Raw genomic sequence first — 22074 nt, forward strand, 5'->3', positions numbered from 1 at the left:
AAGGTGTTTTTTTCTAGAAAAAAACTGATAAAGAAAGCGAAAAAAGGACATCATCCCATCCTTTATTCTATTAATGAAAGAGAATGAATCGACTGCAACAGAATTAATGATTGCAGATGAAGCACACGGTATTATGAAAAAGGAATTTATCGAACGTGCTGTAACACTGGGAGCTCCTCCTTTCCGTATATTCAAAAAACACCTGCTTCCTCACCTGCTGCCCAGGCTGTTCGTCATCGCACACTTGGGAATTTTTCAAATCTATTTTGGAGGAACTTCCGTCTGCTATGATATCTACTGCGACCCTCCTATGCCGATTGCCAATGAATGGTCCGGCCTGCTGGGAATGTATATCAAACAGATCAATTACCAATGGTGGCTGGCAGCAGGACCTCTAGCCTGCTTTACGATAACCATTCTGGCCATAAACAGCATGGCAGCCGGAATTGATAAGGGTTTGACACCGCCTAAACCATACAAAAAAAGGTTCTGGAGCAGAAGAAAAATAGAGTCCAATCAAGTGACTTCCCTATCTGTAGATGAGGGTTTATACGGACGGAGGCCATTGTCCAGAGAAGAGGTTAATAAAGGCAAAAGGACAGTGGAATCTTTCCTCTTGTTGATATTTAACGAGTGTTATCAAGTCTTCATAGCTTTCATAATGAGGAAATTGGGTCTTTTCATAAGCTTTTCATAGCTTTCAGGTGCTTGAATTTTAAAATTGTTCGTCGGCCTGGGTTCAATCATTTCTTTAAGTATAAAAAAAGAGGCTGTTTTCGTCACAATCTCTTGAAGCGGTCTACGGTAAAATGCGACTTCGAAATCTTTCCCCTCTTTATTCCAGATATCTATAATCAATTGTGTTGAAAAGTATTCTGTGTTCTCAAGAATGGTGCTGTCCATCATAGGGTGGTGAATGGAGAACAAGAAACCCCCCTTTGTTTTAAGTAATCTTTGTACCTCACCGAAGATATGATCCCAGTCTTTAAGATAGTGAAGAGTTAAAGAACTAATTATGTAATCAAAGGATTCATCTGGGAAGGGCAATGGCTTTTCCAAATCCAAGCACAGTACCTCGGCTTTTTCTCCCACTCTCCTTTTAGCAGAAGCCGCCATTTCAGGACTTAAGTCAACAGCAACCACATCTGCTCCGCGGTTCACCAACTGCTGGGTATACCAGCCGGCAGCACACCCCGCATCCAGCACCCTTCTATTTCTAAGATCGACTGGAATTTGCGCCAACATTGAAGGTCTCTCATATTCACTGTTGTAAATACTCTGGGTATCTATTGAATTTTCATATACGCTTGCAAGCTCATTAAAAGACTTCTTTACTTTCTCTTTCAAATTCACACCTCTTTCTCTATCTTACAATCTACATTAATAAGTTTACTCTTACTGCAGCAGAAAGGAATAAACAATTGTAAGTAGAAATTCCTCAGATTCCTCTTAACTTCCTTGCTAAAAGTGAATTCACTTATAATAATGCCGTGAATTTCGAAATTCATATTAAATAGCAACAAAGTTTAGTAATAGATCCAAGATTTAAGACATAGACTTAGCTCCTTCTTTTTTTCCTATCCCGTACCCTATCGAGATTCCCAGTACAAGTATAAAAACCATGACAGGATCAAAATCACCTGTAAACAAACCCCAAACAATCCATCCTGTTATAACTCCAAGAACAACCAAAAATATTGCCTTCAATTTAATTACCTCCTCTTTAAGCAGGCATTTTATTGTATCACCCTGCTCTTTTTTCAAGACAGCTTACGTTCTTAGACTCATATAATATAATTAATTATGGTATGATTATCCAAAAGTGATAAGGAGATGTATTGATTTGATGCTATTTGGAGATTTTATTTTTTCAGGTTTCATTCTATTATTATTAATTCTCGGAGCTGTCTCATTCTTCCTTTTTGTTCGGAGATTGCTTGTGAACAGCAGCATGAATAATAACTATAATGAAGATATAAATAACAAATTAGATAGAGTCATTGAGCTGCTTGAAAAACAATCAAAGTAAGTGCAGCAATGGGTACATTAGCGGGACAGCACTTTTATTTCTCCCCGCTTTTTAAAGCGTCAATATACTGTTTCGCTTCTACTAATGAAAGACCCAGGGTTTCTCTGACTTTTTTTACGGCTTGCACATCCTGGCCTTCGCTGATCAACTCTCTCAATTCCTTATTGATTGGTTTGTCAGGAACCCCTGTCTTATCTGCAAGCTGGTATATCACATATTTCATCCCTCTAACTCGGCCATCAAGCCTTATGACTGTGACAAGCAAATAGATTAGAATTGATACTATCAGAAAATCCATAAAATTGTACTCCACTTGAAACGACTCCTTTCATTCAATTCCAAATTATAGGATCCTTGTCTTTTTTCCGTCGCTGATTTTAAAGTGAACGTCCATCGAAGAACCTCCACCTACACGGTTCTCAATATGAGACACATCAAGCAATTCTTCCAATTGGATTATCTCTTTACTATTGGGTTGCAGCGTAATACTATATGGCCCATTTACATTCATCAAGGATACCAACCGGATATCCTTTTTCATGTAAAAGGAATCTAAGAATTCTATTTCAAAGGTCACTGGTCTGCCGCTGCGATTATGTAAGTTGAGCTTACATTCACCGTTCATTGTCTCCTCACTCTCTGATTCAAAATCACAGGTGCCATTTCCGTAGTATGAGATGGCATCAATCCCCCTTGCGAACGTTTCCTGGTAAACAATAACAAGAAGCAGCGGCATCACTGTATAAACAAATGCGGTAATTACTACTGCTCGAAAACGAAATTTTTCCAGCCCCTTTACTAGTAAAACCATAGCAACGATGAATAAAACAGATCCAACTATGGCGAGGGGATTATACCCATCTGCCTCTGTGATCGGGAAGGACATAAAAGTGGTGCGTGCCTCGAGCATTTGGTTATTAGGAAAGGGGAAAAATAAGAACATACAAAAACAAAAAATGACCGCCGAGCTTATGAGTGCCAGCTTATTTTTTACCACGATGTCCGCCTCCCTTTAAATAATTCTTTCAGTCTTATCCCAAAGCAGTATAAAATCCTTGAATGGATACATAACCAGTAAACAAAAATACCGCAGCAAAAAGGAAACTTTTAGATCTCTTTTATATTCCTCTATTCCTAATGTTATCATTAATAGACTTACGAACAGTATCCTTATAGAGTTATAGGTGTAATCTCCAGTAAAGGAGTCCGTATGCTGCAAATATCAGCACTATACTACGTATAGTTTAACGCAGTACCGTCAACAAATTTCACTCCTTTTCTGACCCCGATCAGTTCTGCCGCATTTGCATCCGGTATACAAAGTATCCAGCGAGATTTAACACAATGGTTACTAGGAGCAGCACAACTGAAATACTTACCAATGAACCGCTGGTATCCATTATGGCAGACCAATCCTGAATTTTTACGAGGTGATTTTGGTACATGATCTGGAAACACAGCGACATTGCACAGGCACTGATACTCACAACAGCATTTGTTCCCCATTTTTTAAAATCATCACTTTTATAACCCATTAAATAGACTATAGGAAGAATCCATGCTAGGCATCCGAGGATGAGGCTTCCCGCATTTAGCAGACTGATCATGTTATAAGCCCCCATTATCATTTTTTAAATTAAAAATTTCCTATTTTAATTACCGAGACCCAATCTAAGGAGCACCTCTGGTGAATTCGTCCATGAAGTCCATCACCAAAGCATAGACAACAAGACTGACTGGTAAAAGGTTGCCTGCCAGCGCAACCAGCCTCTTAATCATTTTTTCCCTGCTGAACAAGGAAAGGATGCTGAGTGGAATACCAAACATGGTCAGATAAAGCACGATGACAAATAATTTAAGCGGTGTTATTATGGAAAGCATAAATACGGCAATTGAAACCAGGGCTATACAAAATGATATGTCTGTAATTATTTTCAAGTTTTTCCTTTTCAGGTCTATCACCCTTTTCTGTTGTAAATTGACGATGTATAAATGGTAACTTCCATAAATTCAATTAAAGATCCGATTCTTTTTCCTCAACTTTAATTTTAAGCAAGAGGACGGTTTCTCCTTTTTTGATGATGCTGTTAACTGACACCTCATCTTGATAATCAATGGATCTCATTGAGTGCCCTGAAGACTCTCGATAGGCAGCCAGAACCTTTGTCTCTCCCAACTGCAACTTTACTTCCTCTTCACCAATCGCATAGTCCCAGGATGACATCATACCTTGATTAAAATCTCTATCTACTTTTTCCGGAGCTGACTTTACACCTGGACCATAAAGAAATACCATTGCATTTTCCCCATCCGGATTGATCATCCCAAACCCCAGATTCCCTTTTTCTACTTCTACAGGGCTGTTTCCGTATGATAATTGAGTTAATGGCTCAGGATTCTTCTCTCCATTACTATAGCTTTCCACCCAAAGTGTCACCCACCTTTGATCTGCTTCTGGTAAGTGAAACTCAAAATCAAATACAAATCCTATTGCCAGTTCATCAAAAGTTTTTTCGTAATCAGAATCTGTATGTTTGGAGATTGTAGGAGAATCGAGATTGGCAGAACACCCCGCACATATAAGGACTGCCAGGAAGACGTTAAATAAATGACCCTTTTTCAAAACAAACTCCCCTCTCTATATTCCCTTTTTCTGACGGGATTTCTGCACTCTGGTAAGGCATTTGGAAAGTTCCCTTAATCCGATAAGCGCCCCTTCTCTTATCGATATTAATAAAGTTTATCCGTTAGTAACCCCATTATCAGTATGTAAAGGGCGTGCAGAAAGTAAATGAACGTGTATGATACCCCGATAAATCGTGTTGCAATTCCATGCTCATCAAATGGACTTATTGAAATGGCAGTTAACAAGAGACATACTGGTGAGGTTATAAGTAAGATTACCCTGGCGATAATTCTTTTTTCTTATTTCTTTGAGTAGGCTAAAAAAACAGGACTGATATCACAAAAGTTGTTTATATAAAGTTTGACACTGGTATAAAAGAATGGATTTCCGCTCCAGGTGCACGACTCCGCGGAGCGGGAGTTGAGCCTCCTCAGCTGCGCTTCCGGGGTCTCATCTGTCCCGCTAGTCCCGCAGGAGATCCCACACCTTCCGCTCCAATCCTCTAATGAAAAGGCGTGTATCGTTCAACATAAGTTCATAGAATTTTAAGCTCCATAAAGAAAAAAGTTAAATAGAAGCAAGCAACATGCACCTGTTGTTCCCTACTCTTTCTTATTAGGATATTTTAATACTTTTTTGACACCAAACAGGTTCTTTGAAATCACTTGATTGTTCTTATTTCTTTTTTAATGAAACAGACATGAACAGTCTTTATGGTGTTTTCTATACCCTTCCCATCTATTAATTGACGAATAATCACACCAAAAAGTTTCATTTATCTGACAAAAGACTCCCTATCCGAAATAACCGAGTTAAAATCCCCTTCCCCTAAAGAAAGAATAATGTAGCTCTAAAGTATTTTTTGTAAAATAAACCAGACAATATGACAAGTTGACTTTACAAAATGACAAGCAGACTGTACAATGACACTGAAGAGATGGGAGTGATGATATTGCTGGTTAATCGTGTGAAAGAATTCAGAGCCCGGTTTGATCTTACTCAGGGTCAGCTTGCCGAAAAAGTTGGCGTGACGAGACAAACCATCGTGTCATTGGAGAAAGGGAGTTACATACCTTCTTTGCTTCTTGCCATGAATATTGCGGAGGTCTTCAATGAACCAATAGAAGTGATTTTTTCGAAAAGGGAGGAAGAAAATTGAAATTATATCTAATTGTTTTACTGAGGTCTTTGCTTTTCGTGTCATTAGCCGTAATGGTGTACGATGTGGTATGGGTCGAACAGCAATTTGAGCTGTTGGGAAGAGGTTATATCGACGGTTTTTCAACGAACGTTAATAATCTGATGGGACAAATCTTTATGATTCTAACGGCCATTTTGGTTATCTTAAATGCAATACAAATGTTCTCCATGAAGAAAAAGAAACAAGCCAAGGTCGAGGATTATATACTGCCGGAATATGATGCTTCTGATGAAAGAACTGTTGAAATCACCGGGAGAGCCGTACGGTTTGCTTTCGGATTTGTGTTACTATTTTCGTTTTTGATCCTGGGCTCCTACATGTTCATCCCGACTTACTTTCTTGATTTTGCCTGGTATCCCATGTTTACAACCGCATCTATCCCAATTGCAGGGCTGATTGTCTATCTGATTTCATTTAAAGTGCTTTATTCCCGCTAAAATGGAGACCTGGATGACAGAACCTGATAAAGGGCCACTCACCCTGCCCCCTGCATCAGGTTCTGTCATTTTCAAAGGCTCTTTTCGTAAACTTTGAAGCTTTTTGATAAAAATTCCTTAGGGTGAGGCCATTATTTGCCGGCAGCATCCCATTAAGCAAGGAAGAAAAGAGCTACTCCCTCTGTTGAAAGAGAGAAAATTTAGTATCCTGGGAAAAATCCGGCTCTTGGGATTTTTCCGAAAGCAACAAAATATGCGAAAACAGCTTTTCAAAACACTTACAAGCGTTTAGTGATGAACGCCCCCACACCAATCACTATATAGACGCCCATTAAACAAACAATCAACATGCCCGTTTCAATCATTTGAACGCCCATCGAATAGAGTAATATAAGCACTGCACCGCTTCCGATAAGGAGAGCATAAAGTACAACCATTAAGTACCGCTGCATCAGAATTAAACTTCTTTCATCAAAACTAGGAACGTTTCGTCTGTGCTTTTTCATTAACTTGGTATATAGCAAAAAGATTAGAAAGCCGCCCGCTGTTCCTCCAACGACTGAATAAGCCAGAGAGTAATCATACTCTCCTGTTTGTTTACCAATTATAAATATCCCTAAAAAGCCGCCAGCCATAATACACATCATTATAAAAATCCAGGCCAGTATTAATGCCTTTTTATTTTTCATCCTTCTTCCCCCTTGTTTCCTCAAGATAAAACATTTCCTCAATGGGTACATTAAAGTACTGTATTAATTTCAGCGCCAATTCCAGACTTGGATTATATTTATTCTTTTCAATCGCATTTACCGTTTGCCGGGTGATTTGTAAATCCTCGGCCATTTTAACCTGCGTTACCCCCTTCTTCAACCGAATTTCTTTTATATGGTTGATCACTTTCATGCTTAGCCCTCCAATAGGAAGTAAAGATATCTTTACATATAGTATAAAAGAAATAAGCAGGTGTGTAAAGATATCTTTACATACCTGCTTACTAAAATTTTTATTTTCCTAACATAGGATTGTTTGTTTCATCGGCCGGAAGTACTCAAGCATCTTATTTTACCAGAGTATTGAATTCCGTCTTTTCCCTATCCCTCCCGGCTGCTGAACATATATTCTTTCGTTTTTGCTGAAATATTATTCACCAGGCTGAGGGCGAGCAAGGTTCCGAGAACGGAGCTTCCCCCATAGCTGAGCAGTGGCAGAGGTATTCCCGTAATTGGCACCAGCCCAATGACCATTCCAACATTCTCAAAGATATGGAAGGTCAGCATGGCAACCACTCCGGAAACAATCAGGCTTTCGAACTCTCCTTTATTCCTCAGAGCTACCGAGACAATCTTAAAGATGAGCAGGAAATACAGGCTCAGAACGACGGATCCCCCAATGAATCCAAATTCTTCTCCAATTACGGTGAAGATGAAGTCAGAGTGGGCTTCCGGTACAATGACCTGCCCTTCATTAAACCCTTTTCCAAAGAAGGTGCCCGACCCTGTTGCAAGGATTGATTGTTTCAGCTGATAGCCAATTCCATGCCCGAACCCAAATGGGTCCAGCCAGGAATGGATTCTATTCATCTGATAGTCATCGAGGACCTGTAATAAGAAATCTGAATTATAGATGTAGATATAAACCAATCCGGAAAGCATCAGAACAGTGACCGCAATCAGCAGGGTAACCAGCTTCCAGTCTATCCCCGAAAGGAACAGCATCCCAGCTGCAATACACATGACGACCATGCCTGTTCCGGCATCCGGCTGTATCAGGATTAAGGCCAGCGGGACCAGTGTGATGCCAAACGTCTTTAGAATCAGGAGAAAATCCGATTTTAACGTTCTCATGTCTCGATTTTCATTATGCCTGCTGATGACGGAGGCTAGAAATAAGATCAGGAACACTTTCATAAACTCGGACGGCTGAAGTGAAAATCCGGGAATGGAGAACCAGGCTTTAGTCCCTTTGATTTCAGGAGCAATGGTTTCCGGCGAAATCATGAGGACAAACAAGGAAAGAACTCCTAAAAAGTACAAGTATGGAGAAAGCTTCCGAAGCTGTTCAAAATCAAACAGGTAGACTATGGAGGTAACTATTAGTCCAGCAAAAAACCAGATTGCTTGTTTGATTGCAAAATTGTCTCCGTAGGGAAGATATTTTTGCGAACTGTATATAGACGCACAACTGATAATCATAAAAAGCATGATTAAAAACAGCAAATCCAAATCAATATTCTTATAATTGCGGTTTTCCATGATAGCATTAATCTCCTTAATAGATGAACACTTAGAAGTCATTTATTTACTTCTACTTTATTAGACGAAGAAGAACAGCAAGAAGTTTCGACGAATTTCACAATTGTAACAGAAAGGACAGAACGTCAAATTCAAGTGAAACCCCAAAAAACCGGAACACTTCCTCTTTCCCGGTTTTCGCTTGTTTCTAATTTTTTTTCTCTCTGTTATAAATACTCTTCATTCAAATAATTAGCAGTTTAATACCCCGCAACCCACAGCATAAGAAAAATCAACATTATGGAAGACCAAACAAGAATTGAAAACTTCGACTTGCTTCGGTCATTCTTAATGAACCTGATCCCAGTTATTTCAACGATTGCACCTGCAACTAACAAGGTTATAAAGATATACCATGCTGTCATTTACTCCACTCTCCTTATGTTCATTATTGTTCTGGTGCAGCGGCATTATGAGCACACATCTTCATAAAATCAGCCTATTCTTTAGCCTTCTTCCAAACAAATCTTCTTCCCACTAAGCGAAAACCGGCGGATTCGTACAGTCTATTGGGAGCAGGGTGATTTTCCGCCATGGCTGTGTAAACAGTTGCTTTATTAGCTCCTAAATCTTTTGCCGCCTTTAAGAAAGAAACTAATAGCGCTTTACTGATGCCTTTTTTCCTGAACTCATGAAAACAGGAGACGGCCTCTATGGTAGCTAATTTGTTTTTCTCATCGTACCGTCCGCTGCAGAGAGCTGCTACTTTTTCACGGGGCCCAATGACAACTAAATCCAGCTGGGGCGATATGTGGATGTTTCATACATTCTATTAAATATCTCCTCATTGAACTCTAAGCCATAGCAAAGTTTATAAGCTTTATAGACCTGTATAGGATTGTTCAACTCCGGAACAGATCTGATAAAAAAATCCGAAGGCAGAGGAATCTCCGGAGTAACTGTACCAGAAAATTCAAAATCTCTTCTTATCCAGTACTCCTCCGATTTCACATACTCCATGTTCACTAGAAATTCCTCAAAATCACTATCATTCTCATACACTTCCCATACTCTATAACCGCAGCCATCGATAGATTGCTGTTCCCCTGCTACAACCATATCTTTAAAAATATACCTGTACCCAGGCGCAAGACAAAAGGCATCTTCCTCGAGCAAGCCTACTAACTGTTCCCCATTAAACCACAGCAGAACATCCTTCAATGCTTCGTCTATACTTTTCACCGGTTCTGCCAAGCCCCTTGAAAGGGCAGTTTGAAATTCAAATAAGGTTATATTATTATCAAATCTTGTTCCATAAGTTTCATAAGTCCCCTCCAAAAAAGTTAAGATTCTTTGAAAGTCATTGATATCTTGGTATTTTCTATATGTAATTGACATGGTCAGCCCTCTACTTTCATTTATCGCGTTCTTACTACCAATTATTCAAAAAGGGTACTATGAGCAATGGCTTACTCAATACCGCAGTTTACAATCAAAATCACCCACTGGTGGTTGACTTGCTGCTCGAAACCTCTCTTACCGGCCTCGGTATAAAAGGCTCACTGATTGATTTCATCAGCAATTAATCCACTTTGAAAAATTTCAAGAAATCAGCGGAGAAATTCCGCTGATTTTAGATTATTCATGTCCTTCAAAGGTAAAACGCCTACTTAAAACAATGGTGATCAGTCCCGCAATGTTAAGTAAAAACATCGATAAATAATAAATCGAACTGCTTCCACCTAACAGATATGAAGAGTATCTAGCCGCATTGAATAATAAAATGATGATGACTACTGAAAAAGTGGTTCTATTCATTAGCAAAAACTCCTTAATACTGTGAATTTTTCTATCCTTTCTCAGTAATGCTTCTCAAAGTATGAAACACTATACTTAGCATTAAGGTGCACTCTTATCCTATACCAGTTTTACGGATAGTTCTTTAAAAGGTTTCATTTCTCCTGAAAAATAATACATGTCCCAGTAAGCCAAAAGGCTGCTCCCTCATTCGCGGAACAGCCACTTCCTTATTTCACAATCAATACCGGACATTCTGCTCGTTTGGCAACCTTATGGCTGACACTTCCCAATACAAATTCCTGCAGTCCGTTCAACCCGCGGCTCCCAATAATCGCAATGTCAATTCCATTATTATTGATATAATCCACAATTTCCGGACCAGGTTCTCCGTGCAGGATGGTCAGTGTATAGGAGACTCCCTTCTCTTTCGCAAGCTTTTCCACATCCCTCATGCGTTCAATCCGGGTATCACCAATATTGCTTGTATTCCAATTAGAAAGAACATCTGACTTTGCCCGGTCGTGGTCCACGACATATACCACTTCTACCGTTGACCCCTCACTGCATTTGGCAATGTGTACGGCGTTTTCCGCAGCGCGTTTTGAATGCTCTGAGCCATCCGATGCGAGTAAGATTTTTTTGTACACTCTTATTCCCCCTCAATGTGATCCAAGTTTGTTCGCCAGGTTCTTAACTAATTCTGTACTTTTTTCATTAATCCTTTTACATTCACAGGAATACCTATGAATAACCTCAAAAAATCCGCATAAACAGGCTATTCTATAATTCAGATCAGCACTGCCCGGCTCTGCTGATCTATTGAATTGCTTCATAGAATTTTTCATGGAAACAATTTCACAAAACATAAAAGGTTTACCCTAGTTAAAGAGTAAACCTCATAGCAAGCATTCATATGTAGAGTAGTTCGCAAATACTCAATTAAATTTTATTAAAAACCTCCACCATGACCTTTCATCCCTCTATCCGTCTCAAACCCTAAATAACGGGTGCCTTGAAAGGTCAGCTTCCCATAATCTTCTTCAGACAGCTGGCCGTATTCTTTTCCCGATACGTTGAACTCGCTCCGGTCACCGCTTTCAAACTCAAAAGTTACAAAATATTTAGTATGAGAACTGGAGGAATGATGGTGATGAACATCCTGGTTAGAATGAACACTGGATCTTCTGGTAACATCGGTACGTTTCGATTTCACAACAGCCTGCACGTTTAGTCTGGGTGACTGTTCATTTTTATTCCACTGACCAATTCCTTTGATAGCCGTAAATAAGATACCGCCAATAGTTACAACAAAAATGATCCCAATAAATACAGGGACAATTTGGAACATGATGTCTCCCCCAGCAACTGGATCAGACATGATAACACTCCTTTCTATACCTATAATTTCTTTCTACGAGTGAAAGTTAAAATTGGTTTCAATTTAGGGCTTTTTTCTTTAGCTTAGTTGGATTCACCATGCCATAGATAAATAAAAATCTACTCGTTGCTTTCATAGGAATCGTCACTTTCCTGATCAAAACCGTTTTCCTTCTTTTCAAGAGCATCAACCCATGCTGGCTGCTGATCGTCCTGATTTTCATTGTAGATTTCCCTGGCATTCTTCTCTTTCATGTACGATTTTAAATCATGGATATCATTGTTGTTTCCGATGATATTCCCAAGGCCCTGGTTGTGTTTTTTATTGCTTCTGAAATTAGTGGGGAAATTGTAGCCGAAATTGACAGCAGAGGCATCTTCAATTGTGCCGATGTGAATGTCTCTAAAAGTAAAATCTGTTGGCGGAGGAACAGTGTTTGTTGATGGTTCTATGGATTTTTCTCCTTCAAGAAAATACGGGATCTCTTTGCCATTGATTTTGATGAGGATGTCCTCTTTTGGATGGACGCTGGCTGTATCCTTGGGGGATTTGATGCGGTTCGTCCCTATAGGTTCAGGTTTCTGTTCAAACGTATTACCAATATTTAATGATCCGCTCAACTCTTTGATATCGATTGTATCCAGCTGGTAGATCATTTTTTCCAAGTTCAGTGTTTCAATTCTTTCAATCTCCAAATGGACCGTTTTTTTATTACTCTCAATGGCTTTTTCTAAACGATCCAGCCTCTTGTGAAGGTCCTGCAATGATGATAAAATTGCATCCTCTTTAGAAGTCATACGTTTCATCCTTTATATGAATTTGCACTCGCCACCCCCTCCTGCATACTATAAGGGGAATTCACTTTATTGTTTAAGGAGGCAGATATGAACGTATTTTCAAACAGTCCAGCCATTCACTTTGACTCCCTCGATGTTCGTACGATTGAGAATAACTCAGGAATCTTCATCGGAAGAAACCGGCATCTGAATTGGCGTTCAGTTGAAATAAGCCGTTCCGGTTTTGGCGGCATTTATGGTAGAAAGAATGATCATTCTTCGAGTGCATACCTTGTCCTAAAAGAAGATGGAAATAATAAAGTAAATCTTAAGTAGAGTGGCCGGTTTGATTTTCTTCCTTGAATACGAGTGAGCTATTACTGGACAATGTGTTGCCGTTTCCCTTAACATTCCCTAACCCTTCCGCTTTCCCTGAGCTTTTAATCCATTTGTATTGAAGGTTTTCTCCATAAAAAACGCCCGATCCATTGATGACTCTGTCAATCTTCAGCCTCTCAAAACGGATTTTAGCCATTTTGCATCCCCCTCGATACTTCTGTCCTTTATGTTATAGATATTTCATTTTTAAAGAAGTATGCCCTTTCCACTCAAAGAGAAAGGAAATCTGGAAATAAAATAATCCTACTCCAAAAAAACTGGAGCAGGACAGCTGTGGTTGTCTTTGGAAAGCTTGCCTGTCGGGGCTGACCAAAGCGCTTCCGCTTTTGTTTCGTCCAGCTGCAGCGCCTAGCCCCTCGGGGTCAAATAACCCAAAGAGAATAAAAGGAAAGACCGCCTTTTTTCTCTTTGTAACATTTGCCTGTCGGGGTTGACCAAGGCGCTTCCGCTTTTGTTCTTAACTTTGACTGACGGGTTGGTTCGCAGCTTCCTGGTACTGTGTAAAATCAGAATCAATAAGATCATTATCGTTTATGACGGTGACAATATTGGAGGAAGTATTTTGATATCCGGCGATTTTGCCGAATCCAAAATTATTTTTCCTGTTCACCTGCCAATTGGTCTGAGTATTTTCACCGGTAAAAATACCGGAATTAGAAGAAACAGAAGAGATTGTAATATTACTGAATTGTATATTGATGGCTTTCATGTGGTTACACTTCTTTTCTTATATTTGAGAGGTCGGCTGCAGGTTTATTCCTTCAGGCTGAGCAATAGGTGTATCCACAAAATCTGGATCATTAATCACACTGGAACAGCCGAAGACAACTGAATTCACATAATTTCCGATCCCGGCATTCATTTTTCCTTGCGAGTTCCAATCTGGCTGGCTGTTCTGTCCTGAAGCCACGATGGAATTTGAGGACATGCTCAGCACATTAATCTGATTAAACACGACACAAACAGGCATGATTTTCTCCCCCAATCCTTGGATGGTTACTGTATGTATATGTTTGTTTCAATGTAATGTGACAGGAATGGCTGGTGACCGGACAAGTTGAACTAACCTCCCTTAATGGATGGCTAATTTCGCATACATTGTTGCATTCGGAAAAATCCCAAAAGCCGGATTTTTCCCTGGATACTAGGCCTTTTCGCTCTAAACGAAGAGAGAAGCTCTTTTCTCTCTTATTTAAAAGGATTTTCCGGGTTAATTACGGTTCTATCTTTCGCAATTAATATCAAATAGCCACAAAGTTTACGAAAAGAGCCTAATGGATAAACCGAACGCCGCCGGACATATTAAGTATATTCCTTCTGTAAGGGTGAGACTTATGAAAGTACAACGTGATCATCTGTTGGATGTCAGGCTGATTGAAGACCATTTATTTGCCTTGGATGCTAAGGGCTGGTTCCGCTATGAATTTTTAACACCCGAATGGTTCCTGCTGCTGGGTTTTTTTACAGTACCCTGGATTATCTGGTTTTTCTTGAAGAAAAGAAGACTTTTGGTGGAATCTATCCTGTTTGGGGTTATTGTGATGCTGATTACCCTTCTATTGGATACTGTGGGTTTGCAATTCAGGCTCTGGGAATACCCAATTGAATTTGTACCAGTGATTCCAAGAGCCTTCCCATTTGATATATCCATGGTACCCGTCCCTTATATGCTTATGTGTCAATATTTTAAAACGGGGAAATCGTTCGGCGCAGCACTTGTTATTATGGCGGCTTCCTACGCGTTTATTGGCGAGCCATTTTGTGAGTGGCTATCCCTCGTTCATTATGTGAATTGGCACTACTTCTATTCTTTCGTTTATTACATTCTTCTCGGAACAGGAATTCGATTTCTAATTATCAAAATTACGAAGTATGAGGCTAGGGCTCAAGGATGACAAAATTCTTGCCCTTTTTTATTTCAACAGGCTGCTGCCCTGCCTATGGAAGTTTTTTAAAATAGTTCCACAACTTTTTAATCTAATTGACAATGATTATCATTATTAGTATATTATAAAGGATGATCGTTGGTGATAATGATTATCAATATTATTTAGAAAAGAGGAATTATAAGTTGAAGAAAATAGTCATCTCAATCATTCTGCTGTCGGTGTTCTTCTTGAATGCCTGCGGAAATGCCGAAACATCCAGTGTCAATAATTCAGCAGCATCGGAAAACGAATCAGCTGTTGAGGAAGATACAGCAGAAACAATTACATATGAATCTGAAACAGGACCTGTTGAAGTTCCGGCAAATCCTAAACGGATCATTGCCCTCTCAAGCGCTCCAAATGTGCTGGCACTTGATGGCCAAATTGTCGGTGTTGACGAATGGACAAATACCAACCCGCTGTTTCAAGAGAAATTGGATGGAATTGAAGTAGTTTCAGATGAGAGTATTGAAAAAATTGTGGAACTCGAGCCTGACCTTATCATTGTTGGTTCTCATTCGAAAAACATAGATAAGATGAGCGAAATTGCCCCTACTGTTGCCTTCACATGGGGGAAACTGGATTACTTAACGCAGCAAGTCGAAATTGGCAAGCTCCTAAATAAGGAGCAGGAAGCAAAAGACTGGGTGGAAGATTTCACAGCCCGTGCTGAGGAAACCGGCACAGCTATCAAAAATAAAATCGGTGAAAATGCAACAGTTTCTGTCTTTGAATATGATGCAAAGTCAGCTTACGTATTTGGAGATAACTGGGCAAGAGGAACTGAATTATTATACCAAACGATGAAACTGGAAATGCCGGAAAAGGTTAAAGAAAATGCACTGGGGCCGGGATATTACACATTAAGCGCAGAACTTCTTCCCGAGTTTGCAGGAGATTACATCGTCCTCAGCAAAAATCAGGATGGTGACGGATCATTCCTGGAAACTCAAACATGGAAAAACATCCCCGCCGTTAAAAATAATAGAATCATAGAACTGGATACAAAAGCCATAACATATAGTGACCCCATCACTCTTGAATATCTGTTGGATATTTTCAAAACAGAATTTCTAGAAAACATGAATTGATGCTGATTTATATGAGTCAAAAAGACACTGGATTCTTGTAATCTCAGTGTCTTTTTTTCGATAAGAGGTAATAGGCTCACCGGACGAAGATTCAACTGCCTGGTATGGGATCATCCCCCTCCCCAGAAAGGATTTACAGAAGCTCCAGCCTGCATTGCGATGCAGCATTTTATCTCTTCAGTATCCACATTCACCACTAAATGCAAAAACCCTCAAACTGCCTGACACTTTGTCATCTCTATCACTATCAAGAAAGCCTATTTAATTCAGAAGCAGAGAAACACATAGTTTTCTGAGAACAAAACACTAGTATTCTGAATAAACTGTAGGAGGAAAGGAGTTGACTGCTTTGCCCATCATAAAAATCGAGAATAGGAAAGATTTGCAGCCTGAAGTAATGAAACATATAAAGCAAACGGATTATGTGATAGACATCGGCTGCGGCATCAGACCTCAACAACTCATTAAACCTAAGGTACAAGTTTGCATTGAGCCTTATGCTGAATATATCAAACATCTTGAAAATATTTTGAAGAACCCCGACCGGACATACGTCATGATTAACTCTACATGGGACATATTGAATCAGCTGCCATCCAATTCAGCAGACACAATACTATTCACAGATGTTATTGAGCACTTAGAAAAAAAGAGGGAAAAAGATTGATTCAACAGGCTAAAAGAGTCGCCAGAGTACAGGTGATCCTCTTCACGCCACTCGGATTCCTGCCTCAGCAGCATCCTGATGGAAAAGATGCATGGGGATTAAACGGCGGTAAATGGCAGGAGCATAAATCGGGTTGGGAACCGAAGGATTTTGATAGTAATTGGGACATTTTCCTTTGTGAAAAATTTCATACTGTGGGAAATAGCGCAGAGTTATTTGATGAGCCCTACGGTGCTTTCTGGGCGATATTAAATATTGCCCCTCATCCCGAAAACAACCAAGCCTTTACTATTCTATCTCCAGGTAATTAATCACTGGCATTTGTTGATTTGGACGAACCCTGAATTTTCAATCAGGTTAGGGTTATTTTTCGTAATAATACTGTAACGGGTTGGCTAAGAGGTAAGGACCGTGATTTAGCAAGATGCCCAATTCTTAACGGATAAAACCACCCAGTTCATTCATAAATAAGGGAACCTTTTTCCGTTAATTTGGAAATTACACTGTATTCTGTACAAATAACGGAAATAGGTTCCCTTATGTAAAGAAAAGTGAACTATTATATCTTTTTTAAACTAAATAACAAAACCTTTTTCCTCTATTTTAGCTGATTTCATTATTATCTCTAAAATAATTAAAAACTAGCAGGTTGCATTCAATATTTAATTAATAAATACCCTCCGGGAGTCCAGAGGGTATTTTAAGTGTGATGCTATACCTGATGATTCTTTTCACTGTAGCACCCTTATAACAACTATTTATAATACCTTCCCTGCTGGTGAGCCAGCGAAGTTCACCAGCTTCTACAATTGAATGAAATTGCTAAACTGCTAATCTGATAAACACAGAAGGTAAAAGCGAATAGAGTCTATTATTCAAAGTAATTCTTTTCTTCATATCCTACTAAATCAATTCCGAAATGAACTAAAGTTGCGAATGTCAGACTCCACAGCACTATACTGCCAATCATCCAATAGGCCGTGTTCTTTTTGGATCCGCCAAAAGTTAAGCACATTATAGCTGTCAGATGACTTCCAACCAGCAGCGGACCAATGATGGCCAGACCAGGCAGGCCATATTTTTTCCAGAGCTTTTGGGCACGCAGTCCCCGTTTACTCTCTGCCTTTTCTTTCCCTTCCTTCTTCTTCTGTCTCCACTCTTTAATTTTATTTATGAAGACAATCACCAATAAGACCGTTGCGATATTTCCTGTAAGTCCTAAAATGATTACAGGCAGCGGTGATAGACCGGCAATCATTGCTAAAGGAATCACACCATACGCTTCAAAAAATGGCGCTGCTGCTAACAAAAATACCAGGATATATCCCCAAACTAAATCCATAACTATTTCCCCTTGCTGTTAAATTTTCACTTCTACTTGTAGTATAATGTATTTTTTGTTTTTTTGTGTAAGGATGTTTTCGCATATATGTTTACTTTCAGAAAAATCCCAAGATCCGGATTTTTCCCCGGATACTAAGAGTCTCATCTCCTATCGGGGGAGAGTAGCTCTTTTCTTTTCGGTTTCTCCATATTTTACCTTCATAATAGGGTTACTTATTCGGAATAAGTATCAAATAGCAACAAAGTTTACGAAAAGAGCCTTGTGTAAAAAGTCCTTCATCAAAACGCTTTCCGCTGATAAATGACGTGGCTGAATCCCCAAGAACCAGCATAGACAGCTATTACACCAATGGCGGCTCCTGTATATAAAACCGGCTGCGCCAAGCTGGCGATCATATCTGTGACAGCTGTCAGGTACTGAGCCAGATACATAACGACGGATGGCCCGATACCTGCTAATGCTAAAAAGCTTATTAAAATGACTGGAAAAATATATCCTGATTTAAAAATATAAAACATTGGAAAAGTGAACGATGCAAACAATAGGAACAAACTGCTGCTGACCGCAATATCTCTGATGGAAAATGGTTTATTCAGCAGTATGAAAGCCAGACTGGTGATCCCTGCTGAAATAAGCATATACATGATCGCACCAAGATACCGGGAGGCGATGATTTCTGTCCTTGTATATGGCAGAGAATTCAGCAGGATATTCGTTTCGGCTTTTTCATCGTAAGCATAGGCGTTCAAAGGAATGAAAAGACTTGCTACCAGAAAAGTCACGACTGGATGAGAGTCCATAATGATGAAGAATAGAATGATAGGGATAAAGAATAGGAGCCCCCATTTTTGCAGGATGACATCTCTTCTGATCAGATTAATCATGCTGTCTCTCCCCTTTCATATAGTACATGATGTCTTCCAAAGAGGCGGGTTCAATGATAACTGATTCTCCAAAGGTTTTTTCGGCGCCAGCAATATCATCGGTCAGTGCCTCAAATCCCGTTGCAGCTCGATTTATTTGAAGCAGTGCCTTTTCTGTATCCCGGTCCAGGAGATCAAGTCCTCCTTTTACAAGGGCGTAATTGTCACCCACCTCGTGAATGGATTGATGAAAAACCAATTCACCATCCTTTATTAGAGCTATGTAATCAGCGATTCGATCTAAATCAGTGGTAATATGTGTCGAAAAGAATATGGTACGGCTTCCATCCACCATCAATTCCTGTAATAGATCCAGGAGCTCACGCCTGAAAATCGGATCCAGCCCAGCAGTCGGCTCATCCATAATAATCAATTCTGCATGATGTGACAGGGCGATTGCCAGTGACGCCTTCATCTGCATCCCCTTGGAAAAGGTCTTGATCGCCTTATTAAGAGGAAGTCCGAATTGCTCTGCGTATTGGTAAAATAAAGTATCATCCCACTTCTTGTATGAGGAGCCTACTATTCTCTTAATATCTTTTAAATTCAATCCTTCAAAAAAGACATTAGCATCATACACAAATCCGATGCGCTCCTTGATTTCCTTTTCATGTGTTCTATAATCCAACCCGAAGACCTTCACTTCACCCCTATCTGGTTTAAGAAGATTCATCATCAGTTTGATTGTCGTCGACTTACCGGCTCCATTTCCCCCAATGAACCCTGTTACAAAGCCCTGCTTCACTTGCAAATCAATATTTTTCACGGAAAACTCTTTGAATTCCTTGGTGACATTTTTAAATTCAACCACATTTTCCAATTCGCTCACTCCTCATATAAGATTTTCATCAATTCCTGAAGATCGTCCAGAGACAAGCCAATTTCTCTGCTGTTGGCGATAACGGCACTTAATTGTTCCTCGATGACCTTCTGTTTCTTCTCTTTTATCATTTCTAAATTTTGTTCAGCGACAAACGAGCCTTTTCCGACAATGGAATAAATAAAACCCTCTTTTTCCAGCTCTTCAAAAGCCCGTTTCGTTGTAATCACACTGATTTTTAAATCCTTGGCTAGTTTCCGCATAGAAGGAATCGGCGCTCCCTCCTCCAGCTCACCTGCTAATATGGACGATTTTATTTGGCTGGTGATTTGTTCATAAATCGGCTCCTTTGAACTATTGGCTATGATAATTTTCATGGAAACCCCTTTTCTATCATTTTATGGGTACTTGCTGCAGTATTAATTGCTGGCAGAACTGATTTAGGGATAGAGCGCTTTGACGTCTATTTTTAGCCTGAATGGCCCCTGAGAACTCTGAAGAAAAATCGTTCAGTGCGGCGTACTCTTTTGTATTTCGCATAGTGTATATATACGATATACACATTATATACACAGACTTTCTATTAACACAACCTTTTTGAGCAGGATGTTGAAAAATATTTCAAGGGTATGTTTTCCCGAAAAGACTTGTGACTATAAGAAATCCAAATTGTTTCCGAAATTTATTTACTAGTTTCTTAATCAATCCTTAATAAACCCTCACCATAATTGAACTGAAAAGGAGTGAGTTATAATGAATGAAATTGGTATTTTATTTGCTTTGGCAGGGGGACTTCTGTCATTTTTTTCACCTTGCGTGTTCCCTCTTCTGCCTGCATACGTTACTCATTTAACAAGCGGAAAAATTGAAGGGAGTCAGCTGCAGGTAAGCCGCAGGAAACTATATAGCAGGTCAATTGGCTTTATTTTCGGGTTTAGTGTAGTTTTTATAGCATTAGGAGCATCTGCAAGTTATATTGGCCAGGTGCTTATGAATTACAGGCTGTTGATCATGCAGATAGCAGGGATTCTCATCATTATTTTCGGCCTGCAGATGGCCGGGTTGATAAACTTTAAATTTCTGATGAAAGAAAAACGATTTCATAAAGAAGAAAAGACCAAGAACATGGGAGGGTCCATCTTGCTGGGAATGGCCTTTGCCACTGGCTGGTCTCCGTGTGTCGGACTTGCTCTTTCCTCAATATTATTGCTTGCAAGTTCTTCTGATACACTTATGCAGGGAGTTTTTCTTCTCGGAGCTTATTCATTGGGTATGGCGATTCCCTTCTTCATTATCTCGGTCATCATTTCGTATTCTTTAAACACGATGAGAAAAATAAATAGATATCTATCAAAGCTGGCATTTATTAACGGAGTGGTCATGATCCTGCTTGGGTTCCTAGTTCTGAGCGGACAAATGCAAAAAATAAGCGCTTGGTTATCAGCCTACAGTTTATTTTAATTTTAGAAAAAAGGTGATAAATTTGGTAAATCCTGCACTAATCGGAAAATCGGTTATGGTCGTGGAAGACGATGAAAAAATTCGGCAGTTAGTGAAAATCTACTTAACCAAAGAAGGATATGAAGTTCTTGAGGCAAGTGATGGATGCGAGGCTAAACAAAAGATTGAAACCTATGATCCCTGCATTGTCATTCTGGATTTAATGCTTCCGGGAACGAGCGGCGAGGAAGTCTGCCGCTGGATCAGAGAGGATTTAAAAAGCTTGATGCCCATTATCATGCTGACAGCTAAAGTCGATGAAAAAAGCCGCATCCAGGGCTTCAAACTTGGAGCGGATGACTATGTAGTAAAGCCGTTCAGTCCTGCCGAATTAATGGTAAGGATTGAGGCGGTTCTTAGGCGTACAGCCAGCAGATGCGGCAAATTGAGCTTTACCGGCTTCACAATCAAACCTGCTAAAGGAGAAGCATGGATTCATGGAGATCAGCTGGAGCTTACTCATTTTGAATTTAAACTCCTGCATATGTTCATGAGCCATCCTGATCAGGTTTTAACCAGAGAACAGATCCTCAATTCCATTTATGAGAAAAACGAGAAGGCTGTTTCCGATAGAACCATCGATGTTCATATCAAGCATCTGCGTGAAAAGATCAAAGAACGGACACCTAAGGATTACATCCAGACAGTCAGAGGAATGGGGTATAAGTTTGTTGCGCAATAAGTTCAAAACAAACCTTCTAACCAGGCTGGTAGCGCTGAACAGCCTGGTCATCCTCCTGGTGATCTTGCTGGCTGGCCTGACCTTAAAGGACTACACCTGTTACATCGTCAATACAGAAAACGTGACAGGCTCCTCCCTTGTTGAAACACTAAACTGGTTTCTTCTCAAGGTCAGTATTCTTGCGTTCGTCATTGTGGGAATCGTTCATTACATAACTGCAAAAAAATGATTGGCCCTTTGA

Annotated in this window: 36 protein-coding genes; 12 read left to right on the forward strand and 24 right to left on the reverse strand. The window is 39.8% G+C overall.

Annotated elements, in window-relative coordinates; translation table 11 throughout:
• Positions 1-73: 73 nt before the first annotated feature.
• The gene (locus tag B9Z54_RS08480) at positions 74-697 is read left to right on the forward strand and encodes an ABC transporter permease subunit (protein WP_113927980.1); all 624 of its coding nucleotides are present in this window, start codon (positions 74-76) and stop codon (positions 695-697) included.
• On the opposite strand, the gene B9Z54_RS08485 is transcribed toward B9Z54_RS08480, so the two are convergent.
• Entirely contained in the window at positions 640-1353 is a 714-nt protein-coding gene (locus B9Z54_RS08485) for a class I SAM-dependent methyltransferase (RefSeq protein ID WP_345840708.1), read from the reverse strand. The two genes, B9Z54_RS08480 and B9Z54_RS08485, sit on opposite strands and share 58 nt — an antisense overlap.
• Positions 1354-1545: 192 nt before the next feature.
• Positions 1546-1764: a hypothetical protein gene (locus B9Z54_RS08490; RefSeq protein ID WP_162785138.1), complete on the reverse strand. Its 219-nt coding sequence runs from the start codon at positions 1762-1764 to the stop codon at positions 1546-1548.
• 82 nt (positions 1765-1846) lie between these two features.
• Here B9Z54_RS08490 and B9Z54_RS08495 point away from each other — a divergent pair, with 82 nt between their 5' ends.
• Entirely contained in the window at positions 1847-2029 is a 183-nt protein-coding gene (locus tag B9Z54_RS08495; RefSeq protein ID WP_113928129.1) for a DUF4083 family protein, read from the forward strand.
• Between the two features lie 34 nt (positions 2030-2063).
• On the opposite strand, the gene B9Z54_RS08500 is transcribed toward B9Z54_RS08495, so the two are convergent.
• From B9Z54_RS08500 to B9Z54_RS08520, 5 genes are all read right to left on the reverse strand, one after another.
• Positions 2064-2327 carry a hypothetical protein gene (locus B9Z54_RS08500; protein WP_113928130.1) on the reverse strand — a complete coding sequence of 88 codons (264 nt, stop codon included), beginning with the start codon at positions 2325-2327 and terminating at the stop codon, positions 2064-2066.
• Positions 2328-2372: 45 nt separating this feature from the next.
• Entirely contained in the window at positions 2373-3026 is a 654-nt protein-coding gene (locus tag B9Z54_RS08505; RefSeq protein WP_113927983.1) for a hypothetical protein, read from the reverse strand.
• 292 nt (positions 3027-3318) lie between these two features.
• On the reverse strand, positions 3319-3636 hold the full coding sequence (locus tag B9Z54_RS08510; protein ID WP_113927984.1) for a hypothetical protein: 318 nt from the start codon (positions 3634-3636) through the stop codon (positions 3319-3321).
• 64 nt (positions 3637-3700) lie between these two features.
• Positions 3701-3967, reverse strand: coding sequence for a hypothetical protein (locus B9Z54_RS08515; protein WP_113927985.1), 267 nt, complete (start codon positions 3965-3967; stop codon positions 3701-3703).
• Between the two features lie 76 nt (positions 3968-4043).
• A complete protein-coding gene (locus B9Z54_RS08520) occupies positions 4044-4652 on the reverse strand; it encodes a hypothetical protein (RefSeq protein WP_113927986.1) in 609 nt (202 codons plus the stop codon).
• Between the two features lie 952 nt (positions 4653-5604).
• On the opposite strand from B9Z54_RS08520, the gene B9Z54_RS08525 reads away from it, so the two are divergent.
• On the forward strand, positions 5605-5814 hold the full coding sequence (locus B9Z54_RS08525) for a helix-turn-helix transcriptional regulator (RefSeq protein ID WP_113928131.1): 210 nt from the start codon (positions 5605-5607) through the stop codon (positions 5812-5814).
• Positions 5811-6293 (forward strand): hypothetical protein, encoded by a 483-nt coding sequence (locus B9Z54_RS08530; protein WP_113927987.1) that lies wholly within the window; start codon positions 5811-5813, stop codon positions 6291-6293. Before B9Z54_RS08525 ends, B9Z54_RS08530 begins: the two co-directional genes overlap by 4 nt.
• Before the next feature lie 278 nt (positions 6294-6571).
• On the opposite strand, the gene B9Z54_RS08535 is transcribed toward B9Z54_RS08530, so the two are convergent.
• From B9Z54_RS08535 to B9Z54_RS08575, 10 genes are all read right to left on the reverse strand, one after another.
• Complete coding sequence (locus B9Z54_RS08535; RefSeq protein ID WP_113927988.1) at positions 6572-6982, reverse strand: hypothetical protein; 411 nt, start codon at positions 6980-6982, stop codon at positions 6572-6574.
• Entirely contained in the window at positions 6972-7196 is a 225-nt protein-coding gene (locus B9Z54_RS08540; RefSeq protein WP_113927989.1) for a helix-turn-helix transcriptional regulator, read from the reverse strand. The genes B9Z54_RS08535 and B9Z54_RS08540 overlap by 11 nt, the downstream gene beginning before the upstream one ends.
• A gap of 188 nt (positions 7197-7384) precedes the next feature.
• Complete coding sequence (locus B9Z54_RS08545; protein ID WP_162785139.1) at positions 7385-8545, reverse strand: FtsW/RodA/SpoVE family cell cycle protein; 1161 nt, start codon at positions 8543-8545, stop codon at positions 7385-7387.
• A gap of 239 nt (positions 8546-8784) precedes the next feature.
• A complete protein-coding gene (locus B9Z54_RS24760; RefSeq protein WP_162785140.1) occupies positions 8785-8949 on the reverse strand; it encodes a hypothetical protein in 165 nt (54 codons plus the stop codon).
• A 74-nt stretch (positions 8950-9023) separates the two neighbouring features.
• Positions 9024-9341: a GNAT family N-acetyltransferase gene (locus B9Z54_RS26660; RefSeq protein ID WP_113927991.1), complete on the reverse strand. Its 318-nt coding sequence runs from the start codon at positions 9339-9341 to the stop codon at positions 9024-9026.
• Positions 9314-9922, reverse strand: coding sequence for a hypothetical protein (locus B9Z54_RS08555; RefSeq protein WP_113927992.1), 609 nt, complete (start codon positions 9920-9922; stop codon positions 9314-9316). Before B9Z54_RS08555 ends, B9Z54_RS26660 begins: the two co-directional genes overlap by 28 nt.
• Before the next feature lie 240 nt (positions 9923-10162).
• Positions 10163-10342 (reverse strand): hypothetical protein, encoded by a 180-nt coding sequence (locus B9Z54_RS08560; protein WP_113927993.1) that lies wholly within the window; start codon positions 10340-10342, stop codon positions 10163-10165.
• Positions 10343-10551: 209 nt separating this feature from the next.
• Positions 10552-10971 (reverse strand): universal stress protein, encoded by a 420-nt coding sequence (locus B9Z54_RS08565; RefSeq protein ID WP_113927994.1) that lies wholly within the window; start codon positions 10969-10971, stop codon positions 10552-10554.
• 302 nt (positions 10972-11273) lie between these two features.
• Positions 11274-11702 carry a DUF2500 domain-containing protein gene (locus tag B9Z54_RS08570; RefSeq protein WP_113927995.1) on the reverse strand — a complete coding sequence of 143 codons (429 nt, stop codon included), beginning with the start codon at positions 11700-11702 and terminating at the stop codon, positions 11274-11276.
• A gap of 119 nt (positions 11703-11821) precedes the next feature.
• Positions 11822-12508, reverse strand: coding sequence for a hypothetical protein (locus tag B9Z54_RS08575; protein ID WP_240189848.1), 687 nt, complete (start codon positions 12506-12508; stop codon positions 11822-11824).
• A gap of 78 nt (positions 12509-12586) precedes the next feature.
• Here B9Z54_RS08575 and B9Z54_RS08580 point away from each other — a divergent pair, with 78 nt between their 5' ends.
• Positions 12587-12814: a hypothetical protein gene (locus tag B9Z54_RS08580; protein WP_113927996.1), complete on the forward strand. Its 228-nt coding sequence runs from the start codon at positions 12587-12589 to the stop codon at positions 12812-12814.
• On the opposite strand, the gene B9Z54_RS08585 is transcribed toward B9Z54_RS08580, so the two are convergent.
• The 3 genes from B9Z54_RS08585 to B9Z54_RS08600 all read right to left on the reverse strand — a co-directional run bounded on the left by B9Z54_RS08585 (position 12807) and on the right by B9Z54_RS08600 (position 13847).
• Complete coding sequence (locus B9Z54_RS08585) at positions 12807-13013, reverse strand: hypothetical protein (RefSeq protein ID WP_113927997.1); 207 nt, start codon at positions 13011-13013, stop codon at positions 12807-12809. The two genes, B9Z54_RS08580 and B9Z54_RS08585, sit on opposite strands and share 8 nt — an antisense overlap.
• A gap of 321 nt (positions 13014-13334) precedes the next feature.
• Positions 13335-13586, reverse strand: coding sequence for a hypothetical protein (locus tag B9Z54_RS08595; RefSeq protein WP_113927998.1), 252 nt, complete (start codon positions 13584-13586; stop codon positions 13335-13337).
• Between the two features lie 18 nt (positions 13587-13604).
• On the reverse strand, positions 13605-13847 hold the full coding sequence (locus B9Z54_RS08600) for a hypothetical protein (protein WP_113927999.1): 243 nt from the start codon (positions 13845-13847) through the stop codon (positions 13605-13607).
• A 364-nt stretch (positions 13848-14211) separates the two neighbouring features.
• Between B9Z54_RS08600 and B9Z54_RS08605 the strand changes: the two genes are divergently transcribed.
• The 4 genes from B9Z54_RS08605 to B9Z54_RS08620 all read left to right on the forward strand — a co-directional run bounded on the left by B9Z54_RS08605 (position 14212) and on the right by B9Z54_RS08620 (position 16874).
• A complete protein-coding gene (locus tag B9Z54_RS08605) occupies positions 14212-14772 on the forward strand; it encodes a CBO0543 family protein (RefSeq protein WP_113928000.1) in 561 nt (186 codons plus the stop codon).
• A 176-nt stretch (positions 14773-14948) separates the two neighbouring features.
• Positions 14949-15896: an iron-hydroxamate ABC transporter substrate-binding protein gene (locus tag B9Z54_RS08610; RefSeq protein WP_113928001.1), complete on the forward strand. Its 948-nt coding sequence runs from the start codon at positions 14949-14951 to the stop codon at positions 15894-15896.
• A 340-nt stretch (positions 15897-16236) separates the two neighbouring features.
• A complete protein-coding gene (locus B9Z54_RS08615) occupies positions 16237-16563 on the forward strand; it encodes a class I SAM-dependent methyltransferase (RefSeq protein WP_113928002.1) in 327 nt (108 codons plus the stop codon).
• Positions 16560-16874: a hypothetical protein gene (locus tag B9Z54_RS08620; RefSeq protein WP_113928003.1), complete on the forward strand. Its 315-nt coding sequence runs from the start codon at positions 16560-16562 to the stop codon at positions 16872-16874. Before B9Z54_RS08615 ends, B9Z54_RS08620 begins: the two co-directional genes overlap by 4 nt.
• Before the next feature lie 560 nt (positions 16875-17434).
• Here B9Z54_RS08620 and B9Z54_RS08625 read toward each other — a convergent pair.
• The 4 genes from B9Z54_RS08625 to B9Z54_RS08640 form a co-directional block, all read right to left on the reverse strand.
• A complete protein-coding gene (locus tag B9Z54_RS08625; protein WP_113928004.1) occupies positions 17435-17905 on the reverse strand; it encodes a small multi-drug export protein in 471 nt (156 codons plus the stop codon).
• Positions 17906-18186: 281 nt separating this feature from the next.
• Positions 18187-18792 carry an ABC-2 transporter permease gene (locus tag B9Z54_RS08630; RefSeq protein WP_113928005.1) on the reverse strand — a complete coding sequence of 202 codons (606 nt, stop codon included), beginning with the start codon at positions 18790-18792 and terminating at the stop codon, positions 18187-18189.
• Complete coding sequence (locus B9Z54_RS08635; RefSeq protein ID WP_113928006.1) at positions 18785-19651, reverse strand: ABC transporter ATP-binding protein; 867 nt, start codon at positions 19649-19651, stop codon at positions 18785-18787. Before B9Z54_RS08635 ends, B9Z54_RS08630 begins: the two co-directional genes overlap by 8 nt.
• Positions 19652-19656: 5 nt before the next feature.
• A complete protein-coding gene (locus tag B9Z54_RS08640) occupies positions 19657-20028 on the reverse strand; it encodes a GntR family transcriptional regulator (protein WP_113928007.1) in 372 nt (123 codons plus the stop codon).
• A 376-nt stretch (positions 20029-20404) separates the two neighbouring features.
• Between B9Z54_RS08640 and B9Z54_RS08645 the strand changes: the two genes are divergently transcribed.
• The 3 genes from B9Z54_RS08645 to B9Z54_RS25590 are packed head-to-tail and all read left to right on the forward strand — an operon-like array spanning position 20405 to position 22062.
• Positions 20405-21112, forward strand: a complete 708-nt coding sequence (locus tag B9Z54_RS08645) for a cytochrome c biogenesis CcdA family protein (RefSeq protein WP_113928008.1) — start codon at positions 20405-20407, stop codon at positions 21110-21112.
• 55 nt (positions 21113-21167) lie between these two features.
• On the forward strand, positions 21168-21833 hold the full coding sequence (locus B9Z54_RS08650; RefSeq protein WP_113928133.1) for a response regulator transcription factor: 666 nt from the start codon (positions 21168-21170) through the stop codon (positions 21831-21833).
• Positions 21820-22062, forward strand: coding sequence for a hypothetical protein (locus B9Z54_RS25590; RefSeq protein WP_240189849.1), 243 nt, complete (start codon positions 21820-21822; stop codon positions 22060-22062). Before B9Z54_RS08650 ends, B9Z54_RS25590 begins: the two co-directional genes overlap by 14 nt.
• The last annotated feature ends 12 nt before the right edge of the window (positions 22063-22074 follow it).

The sequence above is a fragment of the Bacillus sp. P14.5 genome (genome assembly GCF_003316765.1).
In the GTDB taxonomy this organism is placed as follows: Bacteria; Bacillota; Bacilli; order Bacillales; family Bacillaceae_B; genus Rossellomorea.